Raw genomic sequence first — 17,269 nt, 5'->3', positions numbered from 1 at the left:
TTTAATGGTTTAAGATAAAGTATAGAGGTATTAATATCAGGACGCTTGATATATAGGAAATTAATACAACCTTGCCGCTAAACTCTTCTATATTTCTGCGGATGGTGAAAAAGTTGTACACAGCAAGCAAGCCTGCCACTACCCAAAAAAACCAATGAACATGTTTGTGGCTCGAAAATAAAGTTATATCGGCCGAAATAACTATAAAATTGGCAATTATAAGAAGGATTGACTCCGGCGTATTATTATGTCTTCTGCGGCGTTTAAATACTTCTTCAGGTAGCATCATAATTATTTAATTTCTTCATAATCAACAAACTCCCCTTCCGAATCAGGAATTGATCCTTTTTTAGTTTCAGGCTTATACTCAACCTTAATTTTACCTGTAGGTGCGTTGTTATTATAATTGTGTTGTTGACTTTGTTGTTGTTGCGCCTTGTTCACTACACTTTGAAAAAGCATCGGTAAAAAAATACGCGCAAGTGTCCTTATAACGTAGATGGCTAAAATAACCATCAAAAGGAAATCTAATAATTCTCCCATTTTGTAAAAAATTAGCCTGCAAATATACTATTATAACGGCAAAAATGTTTCGTTATGATTTTGCATTAACTATTGACTAGTTATAAAATGCTTTTGTTACAACAAAATCTGTTCATGATTTGAAAATGACAATTATGTTAGCTTCATATCAAAACTTTTCTTCCATCATTTTTTCTAAAGCAAACATTTCATCACGTAGCTTGGCCGCCAACAAGAAGTCCATGTTTTTTGCTGCGGCAAGCATTTCCTTTTTGGTGTTTTCTATTGATTTTTTCAGATCAGGTTTGGTCATGTACTGTACGATAGGATCGGCAGCTAATGATACACTATCGGCTTCCACATAAGCTTTTTGAACGCCGCCTTTAAAGTCCATCACCGAAGTTTGCTCAATAATTTCGCTTTTGGTTTTGCCTACAGTTCTAGGCACAATACCGTGTTCGGTATTATATTTTATCTGGATATCACGCCGGCGGTTAGTTTCATCCATGGTGATTTGCATAGAATCAGTAATTTTATCAGCATACATAATTACCCGGCCCCTGTCATTTCGGGCAGCACGCCCAATAGTTTGTATCAGCGAACGTTCTGACCGGAGGAATCCCTCTTTATCAGCATCTAAAATAGCTACTAAAGATACTTCAGGTAAGTCCAACCCTTCGCGAAGCAAGTTAATTCCTATCAGTACATCAAATTCACCTAAGCGTAACCCCCTCAAAATCTCTACGCGTTCCAGGGTTTTTACTTCTGAGTGGATATAGCGGCATTTAATACCCAGCCTATCCATGTATTTGGCTAATTCCTCTGCCATGCGTTTGGTTAGGGTGGTTACCAGTATACGGTCGCCCATTTTTATGGTTTTGTCCACCTCATCCAGCAGATCATCCACCTGATTTATTACAGGACGAATGTCAATCACCGGATCAAGCAACCCAGTTGGGCGAATCACCTGCTCCACTACAACCCCTCCTGATTTTTCGAGTTCGAAATCACCAGGCGTAGCACTAACGTAAATGGTTTGTGGTGCAAGTCTTTCAAACTCCTGGAAATTTAAGGGGCGGTTATCCATAGCCGCAGGCAGACGGAAACCATATTCAACCAATGATATTTTACGGGAACGGTCGCCACCGTACATTGCCCTGATCTGTCCAACAGTTACGTGACTCTCATCAATCACCATGAGGTAATCATCAGGAAAATAATCCAGCAAACAAAAAGGACGTGCTCCTGGCTGGCGCCCGTCAAAAAAGCGGGAGTAATTTTCAATACCCGAGCAGTATCCTAACTCGCGGATCATTTCAAGATCGTAATTAACCCTTTCTTCTAAACGTTTCGCTTCCAGAAAACGGCCATCATCAATAAACTGTTTTTTGCGGGTTTCCAGTTCTTCCTGTATGGCCCATATAGATTGTGTGAAACGTTCCCTCGGAGCAACATATAATGTAGCTGGGAATAACACCATGTGTGTCATTTTCTCCATGGTTTTACCCGTAGAAATATCGAAAGTGCTTAGCTCTTCAATATCATCTCCAAAAAAAGAAACACGGTAGGCATGATCCATATAAGCCGGAAAAATATCTACAATGTCACCTTTTACCCTGAATGTACCGCGCTTAAAATCGGTAGTGGTGCGCGAATAAAGAATTTCCACTAACCGATGTAAAAAAGCATTACGGCTAATGCGTGTACCTACCGCAAAACGAAATACCGAATCCTTAAAGTCTTCGGGATTTCCCATACCATAAATGCAGGATATAGACGAAACCACGATCACATCACGCCTGCCCGACATTAGGGCAGAGGTGGTGCGCAGCCTTAGCTTTTCAATTTCCTCGTTTATCTGCAAATCCTTTTCAATATAAGTATTGGTAGTTGGGATAAATGCTTCCGGCTGATAATAATCGTAATAGGAAACAAAATAATTGACGGCATTATCCGGAAAAAACTGCTTGAATTCGCCATATAATTGCGCTGCAAGTGTTTTGTTGTGGCTTAATATTAAAGTTGGTTTTTGCGTTTGCGCAATAACGTTAGCAATAGTAAACGTTTTACCCGAGCCGGTTACACCAAGCAAGGTTTGAAATGGGTCATTATTATTAACACCTTCAACCAGTTGCCTTATGGCTTCGGGCTGGTCGCCGGTGGGTTGATATTGTGAGGTGATGTTAAAATCCATAGAATATGTAAAAATACAAAATAGTGATTAGAGTTTGGAGTTTAGCCATTAGTTTGTCGTTTTTGACCAATTTCCTTATATTAATCAATATTATAAACGGGTAGTGACAGCCTTATGTCAGTAGTATTTAGCCAACGTTAAATTTTAAAGTTTTTCAACATTGTAATTGTTATTTTTGTTTGCCTGTTACTTGTGGGCAACTAATCTCTTAATCATGATTTTTGTACTGAATGAAACCAATACCATCGGCAACCAGTTTCTGGCCGAATTACGTGACGATAATATTCAGCAGGATAGAGCGGTTTTTAGGCTTAACCAGGAAAAGCTCGGTCAGATACTTGCCTATGAGATTAGTAAAACATTACAATATACAGAAACAGAGGTACAAACTCCCTTAGGTACAGCCAATGTTAATCTAATTAATGATCAGCCGGTTTTAGGGACTATTTTGCGTGCCGGTTTGCCTTTTCACCAGGGATTTTTAAATTATTTCAACAAGTCCGATTCGTTGTTTGCAACCGCCTACCGTAAGGTGAAAAAGAATGGCACTTTTATTATCAGTATTGATCATATCTCAACACCTGATCTGGACGGTAAAATACTTATTATGTGTGATACTATGCTGGCCACCGGGCAAAGTTTAGTACAGGTTTGCAAAGAGCTGTTAGCTCAATATAAAATTAAAGAACTGCATATTGCTGCTGTAATAGCCAGTACAGAAGGCATTACTCATGTGCGGGCCAACCTGCCTAAAGCCAAAATATGGCTTTGTGCCGTGGATGAAGAAATGACCAGCAAGGCTTACATCGTACCCGGTTTGGGCGATGCAGGTGACTTGGCGTTTGGGGAAAAGGCGTGATATCGATTTCGGATTTTCGATTTCGGATTTGAAAAGTTTAATTTTGGCGGCAGGAAGAATTGAGCTTCTTCGAATAGAATAACATCCGAAATGGAAAATCCGATATCCGACATCAAAAAATACCGTCACCTTTTCTTCGACCTTGATCATACCATTTGGGATTTTGATAGAAATGCCGAGGAAACTTTGTATGAGCTATATGATATTTACAGGTTAAGTGAAATTGGCCTGCCATCGGCACCGGTTTTTATTGAAACCTATACCCGTAATAATCATCAGCTTTGGGCCGAATATCACACTGGGAAAATTAACAAGACAGAGTTGCGTGAAACCCGTTTCAGGAGAACTTTTTTAGAATTGGGTCTCCGTCCTGAAATAATTCCATTGGCTTTTGAGGACGACTATGTAAAACTTTGCCCTACCAAAACAAACCTGTTTCCATATGCACATGAAACTTTGCGATATCTGCAGGAAAAATATACCCTTCACTTAATATCAAACGGATTTAAAGAGGCCTCGACCTTAAAAATAGGAAATACTAATATTGGGAAATACTTTGAACACGTTATTATTTCAGAAATTGTAGGGTTTAATAAACCTGATAAGGCCATATTTGAACATGCACTGAGTTTAGCCGGTGCCCAAAAAAGTGAAAGCCTGATGATTGGCGACAGTTTGGAGGCCGATGTTTACGGTGCTCTGCACTTCGGAATGGATGCTATTTACTTTAATCCGTTTAATGCACCTAAACCTGATGATGTGCCATTGCAGATTACTCATTTAAAAGAACTAACTTTATTACTATGAACATTGCCAGGGAACGTATAGCCATTGATGCTGCATTAGATAATTACCGCAAGCAACTGGATACCATTCCTGATGAAATGTTTACGCTTACGCCGCCGGAAGGAGGATGGTCATACGCTGAGGTTTATTCGCATATTTTACAAGCAACACTGGGATCAGTCATTGCGCTGGAACGTTGTACACACCATAATTGCAAACCAACTAAAGACGGACTGAACCTTTTTGGAAAGTTTATGCTGTTTACGGGCGTGTTTCCAAGGGTGAAAATGCCCGAGAAGGTCGGTACAAAAATGCCTGCACTTAAAATCAGCAAGGAGGAGGCCAGGAATTTAATTATAAAATGCCGCAAGCGAATTGAGGATATAGCACCGTTAATAAAGGATGCATTGGCAACGTCGAGGCATAAACATCCGCGTTTGGGTATGCTTAATGCACCTCAATGGTTTAAATTTATCAGGATTCATTTACAACATCATTTAAAACAGTTGAATCGTATCAGGAAAAAAATTTCAAATTAAATGAAACCTTTTACATTTAACAAAGTCTTAACATTTAAATAATCTGATTGGCAGATATTTGTAAAAATTGTAGAAGATGCATTTTGAATTTGCTTACATGATCGTAGTTGGGTTGCTTTCGCTCGTTGGCGTGTTCTATATCAGCCCATTTGAATTAAAAGTTAATGACGACGACGAGGAAGAGTAATCGTTACTTACCTTATTTTTTAATATTTTGCCGGTATAACTTATCTGCCGGATCAACCTCCCCCCAATTTTAATGGCCAAACGCGAAGTAGATATTGTTGTTATATCCGACGTGCATTTAGGCACCTATGGGTGTCATGCTAAGGAACTGCTTAAGTATTTAAAAAGCATTAAACCTAAAATCCTTATTTTAAACGGGGATATTATTGATATATGGCAGTTCAGTAAGTCATATTGGCCCGAAGCGCATATGAAAGTAGTGCGCCGGATATTGAAATTTGTTACCGATGGCATCCCGGTTTATTATTTAACCGGAAACCACGATGAAATGCTACGCAAATTCACTGATTTTAACCTGGGCTCTTTTCAATTGCTGGATAAAATAGTACTCAATATTGATGGTAAAAAAGCATGGATATTTCATGGTGATGTATTTGATGTTACTATGCAGCATTCAAAATGGCTGGCAAAATTAGGTGCCGTAGGTTATGATACCCTTATTTTGATCAATAGCTTCACCAATTGGTTATTAACATCATTGGGTCGCCAAAAAATGAGCTTTTCACAAAAAGTGAAGGCCCGTTTCAAAGAAGCCGTTAAATTCATTAATCAATTTGAACAAACCGCTGCCGACCTTGCGGTTGATAAAAATTACCAGTATGTAATTTGCGGTCACATCCATCATGCCGAGATCAGAGAAATGGAATCGACCGATAAAGCTGGCTCTGTATTGTATTTAAACTCAGGAGATTGGGTTGAAAGTCTTTCTGCGCTGGAGTATAATGATGGTAACTGGACTATCTTTAAATACCAACCTGAGGATTTTAAAAGCGATGCCGACGAGGATGATAAAACCGATGCCGAAGATCTGGACGCTAAACTGGATGTTAAAATTTTATTTGAAAGATTTAAACAGGAACCAGGATAAACCTTAACCCACCCGCTTATATTTGAATTTTAGCAACGTTTTTAACAGAAATATTTGTTAATAAATATTTCTGTTAAAAACGCTTCAACTTACTACCTTACAGCAACTATGAGAATATTATTTGCCATACAAGGAACAGGCAATGGACATATTAGCCGGGCGCGCGAAATTGTACCCCTGCTGCAAAAATACGGCGAGGTTGACCTTTTAGTAAGTGGTACACAGGCAGAAGTTAGCTTGTCGCAGCCGCTTAAATATAAATTTCATGGTTTTAGCTTTGTATTTGGAACCAATGGTGGGGTTGATAACTGGGCAACTTTTAAAATAATGAATCTGCCTTTGTTATGGCATGATATACGCACGCTACCCTTAAAGCAATACGATCTTATAATTAATGATTTTGAACCGGTAAGCGCCTGGGCATGCAAACTGCAAAAAATTCCTTCTGTGTCATTAAGTCATCAGTGTTCATTTGTTTCAAAAAATACACCACGGCCAGCAAAGTGGAGTTATGCGGAATGGTTACTTAAATATTATTCGCCTACTACTCATCATGTAGGCTTTCATTTTGAACGGTATGATGATTTTATCCATACCCCTGTTATCCGCAGCGAGATCAGAAATATGGAAACCTCTAACCAGGGCCATTATACTGTGTACTTACCGGCATATGATGATAAATTACTAGCTAGGCATTTGAATAAAACAGGAAAAATTCAATGGCAAATTTTTTCAAAGCGCCAAAAAACACCGCATCGTAAGGGAAATGTAGAAATACTGCCTGTAAATAATGAAGCATTTAATGTTAGTCTTGCCGGTTGCGAAGGTTTATTAACAGGCGGAGGTTTTGAAGGTCCTGCCGAGGCCCTTTTCTTAAAGAAGAAAGTATTGATGATACCCATGAAGGGGCAATACGAACAGCAATGCAATGCTGTGGCAGCATCAAGACTTGGCGTACCCGTAATTCATGAAATTGACGATCAGTTTGTTTATCATATTAATAATTGGATTAGTGACGATAAGAAAGTAATAGTGAATTTCCCCGATGAAACCGCCTTGATTGTTGATAATTTGGTAAAACAGTATGCAAAAACATAAGTAGTTTCGGCATAAGTAGTTTTTCTGTAATTTCGCGCTGGCAAATACGCATTAATGATCAATTTTTTTAAATCGCTTAATCCCTTTAATATTTTATGGCTGGCTATTGTATCGTTCGCTTTACGTGCCGGTTATTTGTTTAATATCCCAGGGAAAATTGAATTTGCCTTTGCTGATCCATTTGCCCGTTTATTGTTATCAGCGCCATCTCCGTTAGATCCGACTATAAATGTTTTTCTTGCAGGTATTATTGTATTTGTGCAGGCACTTCTGTTAAATCATTTGGTAAATCATTTTAATTTATTGGGTAAACCAACTTTTTTACCTGCTTTAATGTACATAACGGTTTCATGTTTATTTAAAAACTTCCTTGTACTAAGTGCGCCGCTGTTATGCAATTTTCTGTTAATATGGATGCTGTTTAAGTTGCTCAGTTTTTATAAAAGTAATGACGCCAAATCAGCAGCTTATGACCTGGGTTTGATAGTTGCCCTTGGTTCCATAATTTATTTACCTTTTATTTATTTCTTTTTAGCCATATGGATAGGGCTAATTATTTTTAAGCCTTTTAATTGGCGCGAGCTTATTGCCGGTGTAATTGGTTATATAACGGTATTCTTCTTTTTAGCAGTATATTACTTCTGGAACGATAGTTTGGGGCAGTTTTATAATATCTGGCAGCCTTTGAGTACAAAGTTTTCTGATGGCAACAGCATAAATTATTATAACTATCTAGTATTAATACCTGTAGTTATTATTTTGTTACTGTGTTTTTTTACATTGCAGAAAAATTTTTTCAAGAGCTACGTACAGGTCCGTAAATCATTTCAGTTTTTGTTTATTGTTTCTTTAATAGGAGGTTTTTCATTTTATAACAAAGCAGCATTCCATTTAAGTCATTTTTTATTGTGTGTAGTACCGGTATCGGTGTTTTTTTCTTATTATTTTTTAAACTCAAAGCGTAAATGGTTCTATGAAACGTTGTTTGTTATACTGTTAATCAGCATCGTTTATTTTCAGTTTAACACTTTTTAACTTTTACATTCGTTCAATTTACAGCTGTTATATTAGTTTTGTATCATGAAATTTGGAGTAGTAGTATTTCCGGGATCTAATTGCGATGAAGATATCATCTATGTATTAGAAAAAATACTGGGGCAGCAGGTAGTACGTTTATGGCATAAAGACCATGATTTACAGGGAGCTGAATTTATTGTGTTACCAGGTGGCTTTTCATTTGGCGACTATTTACGTTCAGGTGCCATAGCACGTTTTTCGCCAATTATGCAGGAAGTAATTCAATTTGCAGAAAATGGTGGATATGTTTTGGGTATCTGTAATGGTTTTCAGGTGCTTACAGAAGCAGGTTTACTGCCGGGCGCCTTGCTTCATAATGAGAACCGTAAGTTTATTTGCCGCAATATTTACATGAAGGCACAAACCAACAACTCATTAATTACTGCGCAGATTGATCCTCAGCGGGCTTTAAAAATACCTATTGCACATGGTGAGGGTAATTATTTTGCTGATGCCGATGTTTTAAAATCCCTAAATGATAACAATCAGGTGTTATTTAGGTATTGTGATGAAGCCGGTAATATTACAGCAGATTCAAACCCTAATGGTTCGTTAGAAAATATAGCAGGTATTTGCAATAAAGCACGTAATGTATTTGGCTTTATGCCACACCCCGAACGCGCTTCAGATTCGTTGGTAGCTAATGAAGATGGCCTGGCCATTTTTGAATCAATTTTATCGCTTGTTAAAGCCTAATGGCCAATCTGGTTATTGATATTGGCAATACATATACTAAAATTGCTGTTTTTGAAAGCAATGAATTATTGTTCAATAATCAATACCAAACCATTGATGCAATTTTAACAAATAAACTTCTTGTTGATTACAAAGTTACCAAAGCAATCATCTCATCAGTTAAGAAAAAAGATAATAGCGAATGGATTACTTTGCTCGGGCAAGAGGTTAAGGTACTATACTTTAATGCCGGGATGAAAGGGAGGATTGTAAACCACTATCTTACACCCGAAACGCTTGGACTTGATAGATTAGCAGCAGTAATAGGAGCAAATTACTTATATCCGGCTCAAAATAGCCTTATAATTGATGGTGGTACCTGTATTACGTATGATTATGTTGATGCCGGCGGAAATTATTTTGGCGGCAGTATATCACCGGGTTTAAATATGCGTTATAAGGCTTTAAATTATTACACGGCAGGTTTGCCTTTAATTAGTGCCGATAAGACGTTTGTCGAGACTTATGGAAATAATACAACAACGGCTATATTATCGGGTGTGCAAAACGGGATCAAACATGAATTAACAGGCTTCGTTGAAAGTTATAAAAAAGACGGAGAAGAACTAAATATTATACTTTGTGGGGGCGACGGTATTTTTTTTGATACTCTATTGAAAAATAGCATCTTTGCCCCCTATATAAAAATTGAACCTTACTTGGTTCTTAAAGGATTAAACGCAGCCATACACAACAATAATGATTAAATATTCCAGGGCCCTTGTAACAATTTTACTTGCTGTTATTGCATTTGGCGCAAAGGCGCAATCAACCACTACTCCAGCAACCAGCTCGCCTTATTCCAGGTACGGACTAGGTGAGTATGCTCCGGCATTACTTCCTCAAAATATTGCAATGGGGGGTATCGGTACAGCAATAAATAGCGTTAGCGGCTATAACAATATTAACGTTATTAACCCGGCCTCATACGGGATGATAAATTATACAACTATTGATGCTGGTATTTATGCAACCATTGATAACCTGAATCAGAATAATGGAACGGGAGGAACAACCAGCGTAACAAATGCCAATTTCAGGTTAAGCCATGTTGCATTCGCAATGCCGGTTAACAGGCATTCGGCCCTAAGTTTTGGTTTATTGCCATATTCAGAACTTGGTTATAATTACAAAATAACTCAAAATAATTTCGGCACGTCGCCAACGCCTTCTAATCCTAATACCCCTAAGGTTGATACCAATGCTGTAAATTATCTGTATAATGGTGAAGGCGGTTTATCAAAGGCTTATATAGGTTATGGCTATCATATTGGCAAGCACTTGTTAATAGGTGGTAATGTGTCATACATATTTGGTAACCTGGCAGAATCAACCGAAACAGAAATACCTACCTTATATGGTACGCTTGACTCGAAAGTACAGCAGACCAATAGCGTTGGAGGCTTTAATTACGATTATGGTATCCAATATTCGTTTGATTTTGCTGATGTTAACGGCAATACTAACAAGCATTTGGTATTTGGATATTCAACTTCTACAGGTTCAAGTTTAAATTCAACAAGCAGTTATGTGGTAAGTCAATACACTTATGATAGCAGCGGTAATCAAAACCTAGCGGCTGATTCGCTGGTAAACAATACTGGGACGAAAAGCAAAATAAAACTTCCAAGAATCAATCGTTTTGGTGTTTCGTTCCAAAATGATGGACACTTTTTAATAGGAGCGGACTATACCGTAGGTAACTGGTCATCACTTACTATTGATGGTACAAATGCTGGACTGCAAAACAGTAAAACATTAAATGTAGGTGGATCTATAACCCCAAACATTAATGCATTACGTAACTACTGGGCCAGGGTTGATTATCGTTTTGGTTTTATTTATGAAGACACTTACCTGAACGTTAACAATACCGATATTAAAAAACAAGCAGTGACCTTTGGTTTTGGATTACCGTTACCAAATAGTCTTTCAACCTTTGATAAGATAAATCTTTCTGCTGAAGTAGGCAGAGAAGGGACTTTAAACAATGGCCTGGTGAAAGAGAATTATGTTAACATACACATAGGCTTTACCTTAAATGATAAGTGGTTCCAACGGTTTAAATTCCAATAACCTTAATGATAATGTACAGTCAGGCAAAGAAGCTTTTACATTTATATTTGTCGGCAGTGTTTATTTGCTTGCTGCTGGCATCGTGTGAAAACTCTTTGAATGATATAAAGAAAATAGCATCCGCAGAGGCGGATAAACCAATTTCCCGTTCAACTTTTGTAGATATTATTTATAGTGACTCAGCAAAAGTAAAAGCGCACCTTACCGCTCCGCTCGAAATTGATTATGATGATGCGGCCAAACCTTATAAGGAAATGTCAAAAGGCGTAAAGATTATCTTTTATGAAGATGATCTTTCTATAAAAGGAACCATAACATCAGAATACGCTATTGAAAAAGATAAAGAGAACTTAATTGAGTTTCACAAGAATGTGGTGGCCAAAAATGCACAGGGTGAAACGTTTAAATCAGATGAACTGATTTATGATGAAGCCAATAAAAAGCTTTTTTCAAAGAAACCGGTCCAAATTATCATGACCAATGGTAACATAATGAATGGTACCGGATTTAACAGTAATGAAAGTTTGTATCCCTGGCATATTGATCAATCCACAGGTATTTTCAACGTGAATGATAAAGAGAGTGGTATTAATCCATAAAAATGCAGGAAATATAATCAGGGATTAGTGTTTTTTAAATGTAAAAAAGCCTTAATGCCGCAAGATATACCGTTTATAATAGCCTAAAATTCAGGAATTATTTATACAAAAAATTGTATTATAGAATTTTACTAAAAATTGTATCTTGCGCCCTCTTTTTAACAGTATAATATAATTTATATAAGTATATGGGTATAATGGGTTTTTTGCGCGACCGGATGGGGAAAATTCTCGCATTTTTTATTGGGTTTGCGCTGCTTGCTTTTATTATTGGCGAGGTAGTACGTTCAGGTGGTTCTTTTTTCAGGGATGACCGGAATGAACTGGGTAATGTTAGCGGCGAAAAAGTTGCATATGATGAGTTTGCAAAAAAAGTGGAACAAAACAGTACTCAATTCAGGCAACAGTCTGGGCAGGGAAACTTATCACCCCAAATTACCAGCTACATTCAGGAAACAACCTGGAATCAAATGATCAGTCAGCTGATATTGAAAAAAGAGGTTGATAAACTTGGTTTGGTAGTTAGTGACGATGAAGCAAAATCAATGGTAAGCGGTGATAACCCAAATCCACAGATTGTTCAGGCTTTTGGCGATCCTAAAACAGGCCAGGTTGATAAAAATAAGTTAAACACATTTTTAAATAACCTTGCAGCATCTAAAGCTGATGATCCGGTAAGACAACAATGGTCTGATTTCATTTCACAAATGATTGAAGCTAAATTGTCTGAAAAATATGTTGCTTTAGTAACTACTGGTTTATATGTAAACTCTTTGGAAGCAAAAGATGATTACGAAGCAAAAAATAAGCTTGCTAATTTCAAATATACCGTGCTTACTTATGCTTCGGTACCTGATAGCAAAATCACAGTAACTGACGGTGATTATCAATCATACTACGACGAGCATAAAAACGAATTTAAAAATCAACAGGAAACCAGAACCTTTGATTATGTAAGTTTTAATGCAGCACCTTCGTCAGCTGATAGTGCAGCTATTAAAGCTCAGGCTGATAAATTAGTGACAGCCTTTAAAGCAACTAAAGATGATTCTCTTTTTGTTCAAATTAATGCGGAAACAAAGGCTCCACTAGTTTATGTTCATAAAGGCCGTTTAGAGCCGAAATTGGATTCAGTAATGTTTAATGAATCTAACGGATTTGTTTATGGTCCTTATTTATCAACAGGTAGCTACAAAATTGCTAAACTGGTTGATGCGCGTACTGAACCAGATTCAGTAAAAGCACGTCACATTCTGATTGACGACAGAACCATTGGTGTTGAAAAAGCAATGGCTAAAGCCGATTCATTAAAGAAACTTATTCAGGGTGGCAAATCATTTGCAGAACTGGCTAATATGTTTTCTGTAGATAAAAACTCTGCTGTTAAAGGTGGTGATTTGGGTACTTTTGGTCGTGGCGCAATGATTCCTGTTTTTGAGGATGCTGTGTTCAGCGGTAAAAAAGGTGATCTGAAGATCGTTGCTTCACAATATGGTGTGCATTTAATTGAGATCGAAGATCAAAAAGGTTCATCAAAGGTTGTTAAAGTAGCTATTGTTGATGTACCGTTAAAGGCCAGCAGTCAAACACAAACAACTGTTTACAGTAAGGCACAAGGATTTTTAGGTTCTTTAACAAAAGATAATTTTGATGAAGAAGCGAAAAAAGCAGGTATTCAAAAAAAGACGGCTACAGATGTTAGAGGTGTTGCCGCAGCCTTGCCAGGTATTGATAATGCACGTGAAATTGTAAGATGGGCATTCAATGCTGAAAATGGTGATTTTTCAGATAAAGTTTATATTTCTGATAACCAATACATCGTAGCCCATTTGGTAATGATTAAGCCAAAAGGAATATTGCCACTTGATGCTGTTAAGAAGCAAATTGAGCCGATGGTTAAAAACAAGGTAAAAGCTAAAGTATTAACTGATAAATTTGCAGGAGCTTTAAATGGTGTATCAAGTATTGATCAGGTGGCCCAAAAAGTAGGAAGCCAGGTTACACCGTTGGAGAATATCGTATTTGCTAACCCTGTAATTCCAGGATCATCAGCTGAATATAAAGTTATTGGTACTGTTTTTGGTTCACAGCCTAACAAACTATCAAAACCGGTTGAAGGTCAGCAAGGTGTTTATGTGTTTGTTTTAAATAGCTTTACTAATCCACCGGCTCTTACTAATGCAGTTAGAGAAAAACAACAAATGGCTCAGACTATACTTCAGAGTGCAGATGCGCAGATATTTGAAGCATTGAAAGATAAAGCTACTATAAAAGATAACAGAGCTAAATTCTTATAAGAAGTAGTTTAAAGCAGCCATCTGAAAGTAAAAAATAATGAAACGGATGATTACAGATGGTTCATTGTTTGTTAAAGACAGATACTAAAAGAAATAAAAAGTAATTTTGTATCCGGGTAGTGTTAATTCTCTACCCGGATTTTTTATTTTACGATAATGGAAATACAGGAAAATATAATAAACAAGGTAGCGCAAAGTGGTTTGGTTACACTTGATCCCGCAGCTTTTTACCCTGAAGGCGAACGGGTAATATATGATATTGCAGATAACCTGTTTATGGGCCTTATTTTGAAGGAAAAGGATTTCAGGGAATTTGTAAAAGAACACGACTGGACTCAATATACCGGTAAGTTTGTTGCTGTAACCTGCACCGCTGATGCAATTGTACCGGCTTGGGCCTATATGCTGTTGGCAAATAAACTTGCACAACATGCGCTTGAAGTTGTTTTTGGAAACGAAGAGGTATTGGAAACTGTACTGTTTGTGAAAAGCATTGGTAAAATGGATGTTGAACAATATAGGGATCAACGCATCGTAATAAAAGGTTGCGGAGATATCCCGGTACCTGTTTCGGCTTATGTTGAACTTACTCAAAAACTTACTCCCATAGTAAAAAGCCTTATGTTTGGCGAACCTTGCTCTACTGTACCAATCTATAAAAAGAAAGATTAAAACGAGTTTTGTCTAATTTATTGATTATCAAATTTGCTTTCTATTTTAATAATGCCAAAAATTGTTTAACAACATAAATAAACTTAAAACGTTGATTAAGCAGTTTTGACTAAAATATGAGAAAATACTTTTTAATAATTGTCGTCATAATTGCTTTTTTTAACGGATCATATGCTCAGGAACTTAACAGTATTAATGAGCCTGTTTTTAAAACAGGTGAGCAACTGACTTATACCCTCAAATATGGATTTTTTACAGCCGCCGAAGCTGTTATAAATGTTGAGGAAAGCGACAAGAAATTCGATGGTCATCCGGTATTTCATATTGTAGCAGATGGTAGGACAGCCGGAACCTTTGATATATTTTATAAGGTTCGTAACCGATATGAATCATATGTCGACCAATCAACCTTAATGCCTTATTTTTATACTGAGAACAGGCATGAGGCAAATTACAAGCATACAGATAACGTAACCTTTAATCATGAGAATGATAAGATAACAGCCGCTAAAGGCGTTTTTCCATATAAGGGTAAGGTGTTTGATTTTTTATCAGCCTATTATTTTTCGCGTAGTATTGATGTTTCAAAAATTCAAAAAGGAGAAAAATTTGAACTTCAATATTTTTTAGAAGATGGAGTACATACGCTGGGTATTACCTATGTTGGTGTAGAAAAGGTGAATTGTTCAATGGGTAGTTTTAATTGTTTAAAATTCAACCCAACCATTATTCCTGGCCGCGTATTCAGAAAGGATAGTAAACTGTACCTTTGGATCACAGATGATAAAAACCGTATACCTGTAAAAGCACATGTTGAACTGGTAGTAGGTAGTGTAACAATGGATTTAACGGGAGCAAAAAACTTGAAATACCCACTAAATCCCTTAAAGAAATAAATATGATAGAAGTTGGGGCTGTATTGCTGCATGAAGATGTGGTGAAGGAAAACTTTGTTTGCAATTTAAATAAATGTAAAGGAGCATGTTGCCTGGAGGGTGACTCTGGCGCGCCGCTTGACGCCAATGAACTGGATATACTGGATGAAATATATCCAAAAGTAAAACCTTTTATGACTGCCAAAGGGATTGCCACCATTGAAAAAGTTGGCACCTATGTTAAAGATTTTGAAGGCGATTATACCACCCCATGTGTTGATGTAAATAAGGAGTGTGCCTATGTTATATGGGAAAACGGTATTACCAAATGCGCCATTGAGAAGGCATATGAAACAGGTGTAATCAATTGGAAAAAGCCTATCTCTTGCCATTTATACCCAATCCGCATTACTAAATACCCGGAGTTTGATGTATTGAATTATGATCGCTGGAGCATTTGCAGCCCTGCATGTTCTTTCGGTAATGAGCTTAAAGTGAGTGTGCATGAGTTTTTAAAAGGCCCGCTTATTCGTAAATACGGTGAAGAATGGTATAACGAACTTGAAGAAAAAGTGGCGGATCTTTAGTCATCTTGCTAATTCTAATTTCTACTCCTTATATCAAATACTGTTTTTGTAATTTATTTGGATAATATTGTACTTAAATATTTCCAGATGAAAGTAGCTTTAATCACCGGTATTACCGGTCAGGATGGTGCATATTTGGCAGAGTTCCTGCTCAAAAAAGGATATGAAGTACATGGCGTAAAAAGACGTTCGTCATTATTTAACACCGATCGTATTGACCATTTGTATCATGATCCGCATGATCCTGATGTTAAATTCAGATTGCATTACGGCGATTTAACGGACTCAACTAACCTGATCCGCCTTATTCAGGAAGTACAGCCTGATGAAATTTATAATCTGGCCGCGCAAAGCCACGTAAAGGTGAGCTTTGATACCCCTGAATATACAGCCAATGCTGATGGTATTGGAACATTACGCATCCTTGAAGCTGTACGACTTTTAGGACTGACGCAAAAAACAAGAATCTATCAAGCTTCAACTTCTGAGCTGTATGGTTTGGTACAAGCGGTTCCGCAAAGTGAAACCACTCCATTTTATCCGCGGTCGCCTTACGCGGTTGCTAAGTTGTATGGTTACTGGATAATTGTAAACTATCGCGAAGCCTATAATATGTATGCCTGTAATGGTATATTATTTAACCATGAAAGCCCTGTACGCGGCGAAACATTTGTTACCCGTAAAATTACCCGTGCTGCTTCAAAAATAGCTATGGGGCTGCAAGATTGCCTGTACCTTGGCAATTTATCGGCCGAGCGAGACTGGGGCCACGCAAAGGATTATATCGAAGCTATGTGGCTGATGCTACAGCAGGATAAGCCCGAAGACTTTGTAATTGCCACAGGAGTAACCACCACTGTACGTGAATTTATAAAGATGGCCTTTAATGAACTAGGCATAGAAGTGGAATTTAGCGGTAAAGACGAAAACGAACGCGGAGTAATTATTGATATTGACGAACAAAAAGCCAAAGAATTGGGCCTGAACCTGGATGCTTTAAAATTTGGCCAAACAGTTGTGAAGGTTGATGCCAAATACTTCAGGACAACCGAGGTTGATTTATTAATTGGGGACGCAACAAAAGCAAAAGAGAAATTGGGTTGGATACCTAAATACAATCTCCAATCGCTGGTAAGTGATATGGTTCAATCTGACCTTTACCTGGTAAAAAAGGATGATTATTTGAAAAAAGGTGGATTTAAAACGCTTAACTATTTCGAATAAGCTTATTACTGTGCC

The 17,269-nt window shown here is 37.4% G+C and carries 18 protein-coding genes; 15 read left to right on the top strand and 3 right to left on the bottom strand.

Translation table 11 applies throughout. The annotated features are described in order from the left end of the window. Position 1: 1 nt before the first annotated feature. The 3 genes from JN11_RS11265 to uvrB form a co-directional block, all read right to left on the bottom strand. A complete protein-coding gene (locus JN11_RS11265; RefSeq protein WP_144912612.1) occupies positions 2-289 on the bottom strand; it encodes a hypothetical protein in 288 nt (95 codons plus the stop codon). Between the two features lie 2 nt (positions 290-291). Then, entirely contained in the window at positions 292-543 is a 252-nt protein-coding gene (locus JN11_RS11260; RefSeq protein ID WP_144912610.1) for a DUF4834 family protein, read from the bottom strand. A gap of 148 nt (positions 544-691) precedes the next feature. Then, complete coding sequence (gene uvrB / locus JN11_RS11255; protein WP_144912609.1) at positions 692-2,716, bottom strand: excinuclease ABC subunit UvrB; 2,025 nt, start codon at positions 2,714-2,716, stop codon at positions 692-694. Between the two features lie 214 nt (positions 2,717-2,930). Between uvrB and upp the strand changes: the two genes are divergently transcribed. The 15 genes from upp (at position 2,931) to gmd (ending at position 17,254) form a co-directional block, all read left to right on the top strand. Beyond that, a complete protein-coding gene (upp, locus tag JN11_RS11250) occupies positions 2,931-3,575 on the top strand; it encodes a uracil phosphoribosyltransferase (protein ID WP_144912607.1) in 645 nt (214 codons plus the stop codon). 90 nt (positions 3,576-3,665) lie between these two features. Beyond that, on the top strand, positions 3,666-4,382 hold the full coding sequence (locus tag JN11_RS11245) for a YjjG family noncanonical pyrimidine nucleotidase (protein ID WP_144912605.1): 717 nt from the start codon (positions 3,666-3,668) through the stop codon (positions 4,380-4,382). After that, complete coding sequence (locus JN11_RS11240; protein WP_144912604.1) at positions 4,379-4,900, top strand: DinB family protein; 522 nt, start codon at positions 4,379-4,381, stop codon at positions 4,898-4,900. The genes JN11_RS11245 and JN11_RS11240 overlap by 4 nt, the downstream gene beginning before the upstream one ends. Positions 4,901-5,159: 259 nt before the next feature. Continuing rightward, positions 5,160-6,014, top strand: a complete 855-nt coding sequence (locus JN11_RS11235) for a UDP-2,3-diacylglucosamine diphosphatase (RefSeq protein WP_144912602.1) — start codon at positions 5,160-5,162, stop codon at positions 6,012-6,014. A gap of 108 nt (positions 6,015-6,122) precedes the next feature. Continuing rightward, positions 6,123-7,112: a glycosyltransferase family protein gene (locus JN11_RS11230; protein WP_144912600.1), complete on the top strand. Its 990-nt coding sequence runs from the start codon at positions 6,123-6,125 to the stop codon at positions 7,110-7,112. 54 nt (positions 7,113-7,166) lie between these two features. Further along, positions 7,167-8,147, top strand: coding sequence for a DUF6427 family protein (locus tag JN11_RS11225; RefSeq protein ID WP_144912598.1), 981 nt, complete (start codon positions 7,167-7,169; stop codon positions 8,145-8,147). Positions 8,148-8,192: 45 nt separating this feature from the next. Then, on the top strand, positions 8,193-8,885 hold the full coding sequence (gene purQ / locus JN11_RS11220) for a phosphoribosylformylglycinamidine synthase subunit PurQ (RefSeq protein ID WP_144912597.1): 693 nt from the start codon (positions 8,193-8,195) through the stop codon (positions 8,883-8,885). Further along, a complete protein-coding gene (locus tag JN11_RS11215) occupies positions 8,885-9,631 on the top strand; it encodes a type III pantothenate kinase (protein WP_144912595.1) in 747 nt (248 codons plus the stop codon). Before purQ ends, JN11_RS11215 begins: the two co-directional genes overlap by 1 nt. Next, positions 9,624-11,000, top strand: a complete 1,377-nt coding sequence (locus JN11_RS11210) for a hypothetical protein (protein ID WP_144912593.1) — start codon at positions 9,624-9,626, stop codon at positions 10,998-11,000. Before JN11_RS11215 ends, JN11_RS11210 begins: the two co-directional genes overlap by 8 nt. 11 nt (positions 11,001-11,011) lie before the next feature. Next, positions 11,012-11,599 (top strand): LPS export ABC transporter periplasmic protein LptC, encoded by a 588-nt coding sequence (lptC, locus tag JN11_RS11205; RefSeq protein WP_170227743.1) that lies wholly within the window; start codon positions 11,012-11,014, stop codon positions 11,597-11,599. 188 nt (positions 11,600-11,787) lie between these two features. Then, the gene (locus JN11_RS11200; protein WP_144912590.1) at positions 11,788-13,896 is read left to right on the top strand and encodes a peptidylprolyl isomerase; all 2,109 of its coding nucleotides are present in this window, start codon (positions 11,788-11,790) and stop codon (positions 13,894-13,896) included. A gap of 156 nt (positions 13,897-14,052) precedes the next feature. After that, positions 14,053-14,568, top strand: a complete 516-nt coding sequence (locus JN11_RS11195; protein WP_144912588.1) for a DUF2480 family protein — start codon at positions 14,053-14,055, stop codon at positions 14,566-14,568. Between the two features lie 116 nt (positions 14,569-14,684). Further along, on the top strand, positions 14,685-15,464 hold the full coding sequence (locus JN11_RS11190; protein ID WP_144912587.1) for a DUF3108 domain-containing protein: 780 nt from the start codon (positions 14,685-14,687) through the stop codon (positions 15,462-15,464). A gap of 2 nt (positions 15,465-15,466) precedes the next feature. Further along, the gene (locus JN11_RS11185; protein ID WP_144912585.1) at positions 15,467-16,030 is read left to right on the top strand and encodes a DUF3109 family protein; all 564 of its coding nucleotides are present in this window, start codon (positions 15,467-15,469) and stop codon (positions 16,028-16,030) included. 87 nt (positions 16,031-16,117) lie between these two features. Then, positions 16,118-17,254 (top strand): GDP-mannose 4,6-dehydratase, encoded by a 1,137-nt coding sequence (gene gmd, locus JN11_RS11180; RefSeq protein ID WP_144912584.1) that lies wholly within the window; start codon positions 16,118-16,120, stop codon positions 17,252-17,254. Positions 17,255-17,269 lie beyond the last annotated feature (15 nt).

Source organism: Mucilaginibacter frigoritolerans (genome assembly GCF_007830615.1).
Taxonomy (GTDB): Bacteria; Bacteroidota; Bacteroidia; order Sphingobacteriales; family Sphingobacteriaceae; genus Mucilaginibacter; species Mucilaginibacter frigoritolerans.
The sequence above is the reverse complement of the archived record's forward strand: the minus strand, read 5'-3'. Positions and strand labels throughout refer to the sequence as shown.

What these genes read in the sequence shown, in the direction of transcription:
- uvrB (WP_144912609.1), bottom strand. Translation starts at nt 2,716, where the DNA reads ATGGATTTTAACATCACCTCACAATATCAACCCACCGGCGACCAGCCC.
- JN11_RS11235 (WP_144912602.1), top strand. Translation starts at nt 5,160, where the DNA reads ATGGCCAAACGCGAAGTAGATATTGTTGTTATATCCGACGTGCATTTA.
- JN11_RS11245 (WP_144912605.1), top strand. Translation starts at nt 3,666, where the DNA reads ATGGAAAATCCGATATCCGACATCAAAAAATACCGTCACCTTTTCTTC.
- JN11_RS11260 (WP_144912610.1), bottom strand. Translation starts at nt 543, where the DNA reads ATGGGAGAATTATTAGATTTCCTTTTGATGGTTATTTTAGCCATCTAC.
- JN11_RS11265 (WP_144912612.1), bottom strand. Translation starts at nt 289, where the DNA reads ATGATGCTACCTGAAGAAGTATTTAAACGCCGCAGAAGACATAATAAT.
- JN11_RS11240 (WP_144912604.1), top strand. Translation starts at nt 4,379, where the DNA reads ATGAACATTGCCAGGGAACGTATAGCCATTGATGCTGCATTAGATAAT.
- gmd (WP_144912584.1), top strand. Translation starts at nt 16,118, where the DNA reads ATGAAAGTAGCTTTAATCACCGGTATTACCGGTCAGGATGGTGCATAT.
- JN11_RS11185 (WP_144912585.1), top strand. Translation starts at nt 15,467, where the DNA reads ATGATAGAAGTTGGGGCTGTATTGCTGCATGAAGATGTGGTGAAGGAA.
- JN11_RS11200 (WP_144912590.1), top strand. Translation starts at nt 11,788, where the DNA reads ATGGGTATAATGGGTTTTTTGCGCGACCGGATGGGGAAAATTCTCGCA.
- purQ (WP_144912597.1), top strand. Translation starts at nt 8,193, where the DNA reads ATGAAATTTGGAGTAGTAGTATTTCCGGGATCTAATTGCGATGAAGAT.
- upp (WP_144912607.1), top strand. Translation starts at nt 2,931, where the DNA reads ATGATTTTTGTACTGAATGAAACCAATACCATCGGCAACCAGTTTCTG.
- JN11_RS11225 (WP_144912598.1), top strand. Translation starts at nt 7,167, where the DNA reads ATGATCAATTTTTTTAAATCGCTTAATCCCTTTAATATTTTATGGCTG.
- JN11_RS11195 (WP_144912588.1), top strand. Translation starts at nt 14,053, where the DNA reads ATGGAAATACAGGAAAATATAATAAACAAGGTAGCGCAAAGTGGTTTG.
- JN11_RS11215 (WP_144912595.1), top strand. Translation starts at nt 8,885, where the DNA reads ATGGCCAATCTGGTTATTGATATTGGCAATACATATACTAAAATTGCT.
- lptC (WP_170227743.1), top strand. Translation starts at nt 11,012, where the DNA reads ATGTACAGTCAGGCAAAGAAGCTTTTACATTTATATTTGTCGGCAGTG.
- JN11_RS11230 (WP_144912600.1), top strand. Translation starts at nt 6,123, where the DNA reads ATGAGAATATTATTTGCCATACAAGGAACAGGCAATGGACATATTAGC.
- JN11_RS11190 (WP_144912587.1), top strand. Translation starts at nt 14,685, where the DNA reads ATGAGAAAATACTTTTTAATAATTGTCGTCATAATTGCTTTTTTTAAC.
- JN11_RS11210 (WP_144912593.1), top strand. Translation starts at nt 9,624, where the DNA reads ATGATTAAATATTCCAGGGCCCTTGTAACAATTTTACTTGCTGTTATT.